This is a genomic window from Alkalihalobacillus sp. NPDC127517, from assembly GCF_050276055.1.
In the GTDB taxonomy this organism is placed as follows: Bacteria; Bacillota; Bacilli; order Bacillales; family Bacillaceae_D; genus Alkalicoccobacillus.
On record NZ_JBNNQX010000016.1, the window covers coordinates 66,745 to 74,053 of the forward strand.

The 7,309-nt window shown below is 41.9% G+C and carries 10 protein-coding genes; all 10 read right to left on the reverse strand.

What is annotated here, in order from left to right:
* Positions 1-11 precede the first annotated feature (11 nt).
* Positions 12-884 (reverse strand): 16S rRNA (cytidine(1402)-2'-O)-methyltransferase, encoded by an 873-nt coding sequence (rsmI, locus tag ACQKKO_RS18535; RefSeq protein ID WP_498649801.1) that lies wholly within the window; start codon positions 882-884, stop codon positions 12-14.
* Positions 859-1,146 (reverse strand): GIY-YIG nuclease family protein, encoded by a 288-nt coding sequence (locus ACQKKO_RS18540; RefSeq protein WP_498649803.1) that lies wholly within the window; start codon positions 1,144-1,146, stop codon positions 859-861. Before ACQKKO_RS18540 ends, rsmI begins: the two co-directional genes overlap by 26 nt.
* Positions 1,143-1,880 carry a tRNA1(Val) (adenine(37)-N6)-methyltransferase gene (locus ACQKKO_RS18545; protein WP_498649805.1) on the reverse strand — a complete coding sequence of 246 codons (738 nt, stop codon included), beginning with the start codon at positions 1,878-1,880 and terminating at the stop codon, positions 1,143-1,145. The genes ACQKKO_RS18540 and ACQKKO_RS18545 overlap by 4 nt, the downstream gene beginning before the upstream one ends.
* Before the next feature lie 74 nt (positions 1,881-1,954).
* Entirely contained in the window at positions 1,955-2,305 is a 351-nt protein-coding gene (yabA, locus tag ACQKKO_RS18550) for a DNA replication initiation control protein YabA (protein WP_498649807.1), read from the reverse strand.
* Positions 2,306-2,317: 12 nt separating this feature from the next.
* Positions 2,318-3,145, reverse strand: a complete 828-nt coding sequence (locus tag ACQKKO_RS18555; protein WP_498649809.1) for a PSP1 domain-containing protein — start codon at positions 3,143-3,145, stop codon at positions 2,318-2,320.
* Positions 3,146-3,148: 3 nt separating this feature from the next.
* Positions 3,149-4,138, reverse strand: coding sequence for a DNA polymerase III subunit delta' (gene holB, locus ACQKKO_RS18560; protein ID WP_498649810.1), 990 nt, complete (start codon positions 4,136-4,138; stop codon positions 3,149-3,151).
* A 25-nt stretch (positions 4,139-4,163) separates the two neighbouring features.
* On the reverse strand, positions 4,164-4,493 hold the full coding sequence (gene darA, locus ACQKKO_RS18565; protein WP_498649812.1) for a cyclic di-AMP receptor DarA: 330 nt from the start codon (positions 4,491-4,493) through the stop codon (positions 4,164-4,166).
* An 18-nt stretch (positions 4,494-4,511) separates the two neighbouring features.
* Positions 4,512-5,153 carry a dTMP kinase gene (gene tmk / locus ACQKKO_RS18570; protein ID WP_498649814.1) on the reverse strand — a complete coding sequence of 214 codons (642 nt, stop codon included), beginning with the start codon at positions 5,151-5,153 and terminating at the stop codon, positions 4,512-4,514.
* Positions 5,150-6,601 carry an aminotransferase class I/II-fold pyridoxal phosphate-dependent enzyme gene (locus tag ACQKKO_RS18575; protein ID WP_498649817.1) on the reverse strand — a complete coding sequence of 484 codons (1,452 nt, stop codon included), beginning with the start codon at positions 6,599-6,601 and terminating at the stop codon, positions 5,150-5,152. Before ACQKKO_RS18575 ends, tmk begins: the two co-directional genes overlap by 4 nt.
* 113 nt (positions 6,602-6,714) lie before the next feature.
* Positions 6,715-6,912, reverse strand: a complete 198-nt coding sequence (locus ACQKKO_RS18580; protein WP_498649819.1) for a sigma factor G inhibitor Gin — start codon at positions 6,910-6,912, stop codon at positions 6,715-6,717.
* Between the last annotated feature and the right edge of the window lie 397 nt (positions 6,913-7,309).

Here is a 7,309-nt window from a genome sequence, read left to right on the forward strand (position 1 = left end):
CTCAACTATTGTTATTCTGAATCTTGATGAAACGATTGGTAGACCTCTCGTTTTGGAACTTCACGTTCTTTTGCTACGCTTTTAATTGCATCTTTTGAAGAGAGGCCAAGAGATAGGTAGTGCTCCACGTGCTGGTTAACCCCTAATTCATTCCACCACTTTTCTTCAACTACTTCTTCAGTTGTTCCTTCCACAACAATTACAAACTCACCTTTAATCGTACCTGTTTCCACCCAGTCTAACGCTTCATCCAATGTACCACGCTGATATTCCTCAAACTTTTTAGTCAACTCTCGTCCAATACTGATCGCTCGGTTTCCAAGTACCTCCTTCATTGCTTGGAGGGCCTCTTTTAAACGATGAGGTGATTCATAGAAAATAAGCGAAGCACGTATGGACTTGAGTTTATCAAGCTCAGCGGCCCTAGTTTTTTTCTGACGGGGTAAAAATCCATGATAATAAAATTCATTGGTAGATAGGCCAGAAGCAACTAATGCAGTCAGTGCTGCATTCGCACCCGGGAGTACAATTACAGCTATTTCCTCGGAAATAGCAAGACCTACAATATCTTGGCCAGGGTCAGAGATTGCAGGCATCCCTGCATCACTAACAAGTGCAATTGATTTCCCTTCTTTAATCTGGTCAATTAAGTGTGTGCCTACTTTTCCTTTTGTATGTTCGTCATACCTGGTTAGTGGAGTGTGAATATCAAAATGGCTACAGAGCTTTCTTGTTTGCCTTGTATCCTCAGCTGCTATTAGGTCCACTTCCGTGAGTATACGAACGGCACGAAACGTCATATCTTCTAAATTCCCTATTGGAGTAGGAACAAGATACAGTACGCCTTTATTTGAGTCGTCATGATAACTCATTTGTTGTTGCATGCTCCATCTCCTTTTTTTCTCTAACATATTGTTCTTTTTGAGCACGGCTTTTTCGTTTTAATGCATACTCAAGCTGTAATGCTTCTTTTTTTGTTTCACATGCTTCCTGCCAAATCAGAGTAAGTGGACCTCGTCCCCTTGTATACTTGGCTCCCTTTCCTTGCGAGTGCTTAACAAATCGTTTCTCCACATCATTGGTGTACCCTGTATACCAAGTATTGTCGGCACATTGGAGAATATACACATAATGACCGGTACTCATGTTCTTACGTAGACCTCCCGGAAGGCTTTTGTATAACGCCCATCCTCCCCGTACACAGAGAGTGCGGGCAAACAGGTCAACCCAGGCTTTCCATCCTTTATTCCTTCAATCAAAACCATATTTGCCTCTTTAGATTGATTTGGTTGAATGAGCTGCATGCGCTTTGGCTCAATCCGGTATTGTCTCATTAAATCGATGATGTCTGTTAATCGCTCTGGACGGTGAACAAGAGCGACTTTTCCTCTTTGTTTAACTAATGTAGAAGCCGTTTCGATAATATCAGCTAGCGTGCAGTGAACCTCATGACGCGCAATCGTAAAATGAGGGTTCTGGTTTTGATCTGAATATTCATTCGCTTGAAAATAAGGAGGGTTACACGTCACCACATCATAACTACCTTTTACAACAGAGGTTGGCAAGTCTTTAATATCAGCTTGAACAGATGTGATTTGCTCCTCTTTCTTGTTATAGAGGACTGAACGCTGTGCCATATCGTGCAGGCGCTCCTGTAATTCAACCGAGGTAATGGTCGCTTTACTGCGTTCACTCAGAACTAATCCAATAATTCCATTGCCACTACAAAGGTCAATTAGCTTTCCCTTCTGAATCGGAACATGCACAAAACGTCCAAGTAAGACTGCATCCATTGAAAAGGAAAATACGTCTCTACTTTGTATAATGGAGTACGGCGTGCCTGGAATATAATCAAGTCGTTCATTATCTATCAGTGTCATAAGTTAAATCCTTCCTAAAAAAAGAGGTCAACCCGACTGACGGGTTGACCTCACGTTTCGGGTGGAGGCAAGTATTATTTCTTTTGATGCAGGAAAGATAAGCAAAACAAGCAATCTTCTCCGTCGGCTCGTAAGCTTCCATAATGCGTGTTACAAATATGAAAGCCTTCTTGATAAAGCCTCGCTAAGTTATCATGCCCTTCACTAATCATTGGTTTTCCTTTATCTTCCTCAGGCGCTTGCTTCTCGTCTTGCTGCGTTTCCCAATCAAAACGCTCTCTTAAGTTCTTATTCTCAATCTGAAGGTAATGGTTCTCTTCAATAAGATAAGCTAACTGTTCCTTCAGTCCACTTAACTCCTGGTGAAGCTGACCAATTCCCTCCTCCATTTGGCTAACCTTCTTAAAGATTGCCTTCTTATCCACGTTTCCACCCCATCATTCTGCGGATTCAGCTGAAACAGCCCGTGTTCCGTTCAATTCATCAAGCGTAAATTCAAGCACCTGTTCGTTTTCATTCATCGAAACCTGAACCAGACGCTCCAATAGATTCAAACCAATAACCTTTCCTTTCCCATCCGGTGTCAAAATTTGACGCCCTACATCAGGTAATTCCTTTTTAGCTTCTTCATATGTGTCATTTTCATACTTTAAGCAACACATAAGTCGACCACAAAGGCCTGATATTTTAGCAGGGTTTAATGAAAGGTTTTGATCCTTCGCCATTTTAATAGATACTGGCTCAAAATCACCAAGAAAGGATGAGCAACATAGAACCCGTCCACAAGGACCAATTCCACCAAGCATCTTCGCTTCATCTCTCACGCCAATTTGTCTTAGCTCAATTCGCGTGCGGAAAACAGCTGCTAAATCCTTAACAAGCTCACGAAAGTCAATTCGACCGTCCGCTGTAAAATAGAATAAGACCTTATTTCGGTCAAATGTATATTCGACATCCACTAGTTTCATATCTAGTTGATGTTCAGCAATCTTTTCGGAGCACACTTCAAATGCTTGAAGGGCTTCCTCTTCATTCTCTGTCACAGTGAGTTTATCCTTTGCCGTAGCTAAGCGAATGACTTGTTTTAATGGAAGGACCACGTCATTCTCATCTACTTGTTTCTCGGCAATGACAACCTTACCAAATTCAATTCCCCGTGACGTTTCAACAATTACTGCCTCGCCCAAATCCAACTTGAATTCCCCTGGGGAGAAGTAATAGATTTTGCCCGCTTTCTTAAAGCGAACGCCTACAACTTGATGCAACGTCTATACCCCCTGTATGCTGAGCAACAGCTTCTCCATGACAAGCTGATAATTCATGTTAGCGTTCAGATGACGTTTTGCTTCCAACACGCCAGACAGATGCACAACATTCTGTTGCTGTGAGATGGAGAGCTTGAGTTGTTCATATTGATCTTGTTGATCTGGAAAAACGAGTGTATCTGACTTACCCGTCTGAATATATAAAAGGTCTCTTAACCATAAAAGAATCATATCAAGACCAGCTTCCTGCTGACTTTTTTCTTTACACAACGGAAGCCATTTATCCTGCATCGTTAACAGAACTTGATTTGGTCTATGGTATAGCTCTCCCATCAATTGTATCACTACGCTTCGGGCTTGTGCAATCCAATCTGACTCATTTAACTCGTTTGCATGTGCTAAGTTTGTCGTAATTTCTGCCAAAAGAAGAGATTGCAGATGAGAGATTCCTTCTTCTTGAAGTTTATTTGCAAAAATAGACTTTGATAACGGTTGAAAGGCTACTTGCTGACTTCTTGACCGTACTGTAGGCAAAAGAGCTGATTCTCTCTCCGTTAGGAGGATTGCAAGAGTTGGAGATTCTGGCTCTTCCAAAAATTTCAGCAGGCTGTTTGCCGCACTAGCGGTCATTTTATCTGCTTCATCAATGATATACATCTTGTGAGAGGTCTCCATCCCACGGTAATTAAACTCCTTTTGAAGAAACTCCACTTGATGCTTTTTAATAGAAGCACCATCAGGCTCTACCATATGTACGTCTGGATGATTTCCTTTTTCGATTCGTCTGCATTCCGCACATTGCCCACAAGGCTCTGCACCGATTCGCTCCCTACAAAAATAGCTCTTCGTCAGCTGAAGAGCTATCTCTTTTTTACCTGTTCCCGACTCTCCAGCAAAAATATATGCATGAGAGAGTCGGCCTTTTTCCAGGCTTTTTATCATAAATGGAACAACTCTTGGCTGTATTTGTTGTAATTCACTCCAAGTACTCATGTTCACACGTCCTTACCATCGCTCATTAAAATTGTTCAAACTCTTCAACAGGCAAGGTGAAAACAGTGGCCCCACCAACCTGTACTTCAACTGGATATGGTACATAAGAATCCGCATTCCCACCCATTGGAGAAATTGGAGCAACAAGTTGATCCCGGCTCTTACAATTATCTTTTATAATCCCCATCAATTGAGCAGTTTTCTCATCTTCAATTCCGATTAAGAATGTAGTATTCCCGGCTTTTAAGAAACCACCTGTACTAGAAAGCTTAGTCGCTCTAAAATCTGCCTTAACTAGAGCGTCTGATAGCCTTGTGCTGTCCTTATCCTGTACGACCGCGATGATTAATTTCACTTTCATCCACTCCTTCTTTTACCTACTATTATAGCTTATTTGCTCATCAATCACACGAATCACTTCTTTAGTGACATCCTCAATGGACTGATTTGCATTAACTGTATGGATTCGTTTAGGATATCTAGTCTTAACCTGTCGATACCCTTCTTTTACAGCATGATGAAACTCAAGCTTCTCCTGGTCTAAACGATTGACTTCACGTACACGGTCGGCTTGAATTCGGCTAAGCCCTACTTCAGGGTCTACATCAAAGTAAATGGTTAGATCCGGCATATGCCCTTCTATGGCAAATTCATTAATGGAGAGTACTTCATCCATTCCAAGACCTCTTGCATATCCTTGATAGGCTAAGCTGCTATCGATAAAACGATCACACAAAACAATATTCCCTTTTTCGAGAGCAGGTAAAACCTTTTCCACAAGATGCTGTCTTCTAGCAGCCGCATAGAGCAGGGCTTCCGTTCTTCCATCCATCTCCGTATGCTCTATATCTAATATTACTGTACGTATTTTCTCGGCAATGGTGATTCCGCCTGGTTCCCTCGTTCGCAAAAGAGCATGTCCTTTTTCTTTGAGCCACTGCTCTACTCTTGTGAGAACGGTGGTTTTCCCAGCTCCCTCTCCACCTTCAAATGTAATAAATAATCCGTTATTCATCTTTCTTCCTCCAGATCTGCTACACAAATTCCTTTCACCACTACATCCTCACCCTGGAACCTCGCACCTGCTTGCTGTAGCAGGTGTATCTTTTCAAGAATCGCTCGGTGAATTTTTTGTCCTGGGTAAAGAAGCGGAATGCCTGGAGGATATGGAATAACCGCCTCTGCCGCAATCCTTCCCTCGGACTTCCAAAAAGGAATTTGCCTTGTTAGATAAGTATGTATGTCTCCGTGGTATTCTTCAATTAAAGGAGTTTCTTGTTTTAAAATGGTTGCTTTTGTTCGGCTATGATCAATAATCTCAAACGGAGCGAGGAGATTCTTCATCCTACCTAAAACTTCAAGTAGATTACCCATACGTTCTAGCCCTAAAACAAGCAGGATATGCTGATCATCAGCAAGCTCTACATCAATCGATACTTGATGCAGTTTCTCCTGTAGTTCGTAGCCAGTTAAATGGGACATTGATCTTATTGTAACCTTTAGAGGGTCCCATGAATACCCGCTTTTTTCCCAATCCACTAGCCGGAGCTGTGGTATAGCTCGGATTCCTTCCTTAAAAGCTTCGATCCCTTCTAGGAGATCTTTTAATTGATCACTTGTGTATGAGTGGAGATAAGCTCTGGCTGCATCTAGAGAAGCCATAATTAAATAAGATGGGCTGCTCGATTGAAAAATAGCTAGGGCGCGTTTGATTTGATGCACCTGACTTTCCTTCAAATCTTGTCCAAGATGTAGATAAGAACCCATCGTTAAAGCAGGTAACGTCTTATGAGCAGACTGGACTACAACGTCTGCTCCAAGAGTTAGTGTGGATGGTGGAAACGGGGTTCCTAGAAGAAAGTGTGCCCCGTGTGCCTCATCGACAAACACCATTAGTCCACACTGCTTGGCTGTCTTAATGATGGGAGCTACAGGTGTGCTGACACCGTAGTATGAAGGATATGTCAGGATAAGAGCCTTCGCATGAGGATACTGTCTGAGTGCCTCACGTAGAGTATCCTCGCTTAACCCAAGAGTAATCCCTGTGTACTCATCCACTTGTGCTTCCACATATATAGGGATAACACCTGCAAGCTCAACAGCATGTAAAATCGACTTATGACAATTTCGCTGCACAAGCACGATATCACCAGGTGAACAAAGAGCATACACCATCGCCAGGTTTCCAACCGTTGTTCCTCCAACTAAAAAAAAGCTCGTTGAAGCTTTATAACAAGCGGCAAGCAGTTCTTCAGCATCTCTAATTGGACCAGTGGGATCATGTAAGTCATCCATTCCCTCGATTTCAGTCAGATCATACGAAAGAATCTCTTTAAACGCCTCCATTCCCATTGGGATGATGGCTCCACTTTTATGACCAGGCACATGAAAGGAGACTGGTTGTTGTTTTACATGTTGCTGCATCGCCTGTACAAGTGGTATTCGCTGATTTTCGTCTTCCATTAATGTTTCTCCTCTTCTAAGCTCATAGTCTCTCTATTTTAGCGTATACTGACTCATTTCTAAATAACAAAAAAACAAGCGACGTATCATCGGCTTGTCTCTATTTGTAACCATTAGTTTCCAGCAATCATCTTACGCATTTTTTGAACATACATACTATAATCTTCTGTTCCGGCCTCTGACTGAACAACTTTCTTTTCGCATGCCTGACAAATAAACGAATGAAGTAGTCTATACCCCTTTATTTTCCTTGTTTCACAGATTAAACATTTGTGCCCCATTTGAACACGTAATACCGTCGTTTTCTGCATTAGAGCCTCACCCCTTTTGTATCAGTATCACCCAGTCTTATCCGTTCCAAACCTTTAAATGTCTCTCCCTTACATATATTCGCAGAAGCCGGTCTATGTGCCTATGAAATTATTTAAGGTAAACCATACGTTTATGGATTCTAATAATTAGTGTTGGTTTATTGGTAAGGAGTTATTTGTTCTTGATCTTGGTTGTAATTTTCTTACTATAGAGAGGTGGTTCTTGGCACAAAAAGCTTCCTTCTTACTCTCTTTATCTTACTTAGTAAAGGCCCAGTTCTTGGTGCTTTCGTTTTTCTTCTAAATCCACAAAAAAACCTTTCATCAAAAGATGAAAGGTTTTTATTAGTGCCCGGCAACGTTCTACTCTCGCAGGGGGAAGCCCCCAACTACCATT

What these genes read in the sequence shown, in the direction of transcription:
- holB (WP_498649810.1), bottom strand. Translation starts at nt 4,138, where the DNA reads ATGAGTACTTGGAGTGAATTACAACAAATACAGCCAAGAGTTGTTCCA.
- rsmI (WP_498649801.1), bottom strand. Translation starts at nt 884, where the DNA reads ATGCAACAACAAATGAGTTATCATGACGACTCAAATAAAGGCGTACTG.
- tmk (WP_498649814.1), bottom strand. Translation starts at nt 5,153, where the DNA reads ATGAATAACGGATTATTTATTACATTTGAAGGTGGAGAGGGAGCTGGG.
- ACQKKO_RS18540 (WP_498649803.1), bottom strand. Translation starts at nt 1,146, where the DNA reads ATGAGTACCGGTCATTATGTGTATATTCTCCAATGTGCCGACAATACT.
- ACQKKO_RS18545 (WP_498649805.1), bottom strand. Translation starts at nt 1,880, where the DNA reads ATGACACTGATAGATAATGAACGACTTGATTATATTCCAGGCACGCCG.
- ACQKKO_RS18575 (WP_498649817.1), bottom strand. Translation starts at nt 6,601, where the DNA reads ATGGAAGACGAAAATCAGCGAATACCACTTGTACAGGCGATGCAGCAA.
- ACQKKO_RS18580 (WP_498649819.1), bottom strand. Translation starts at nt 6,912, where the DNA reads ATGCAGAAAACGACGGTATTACGTGTTCAAATGGGGCACAAATGTTTA.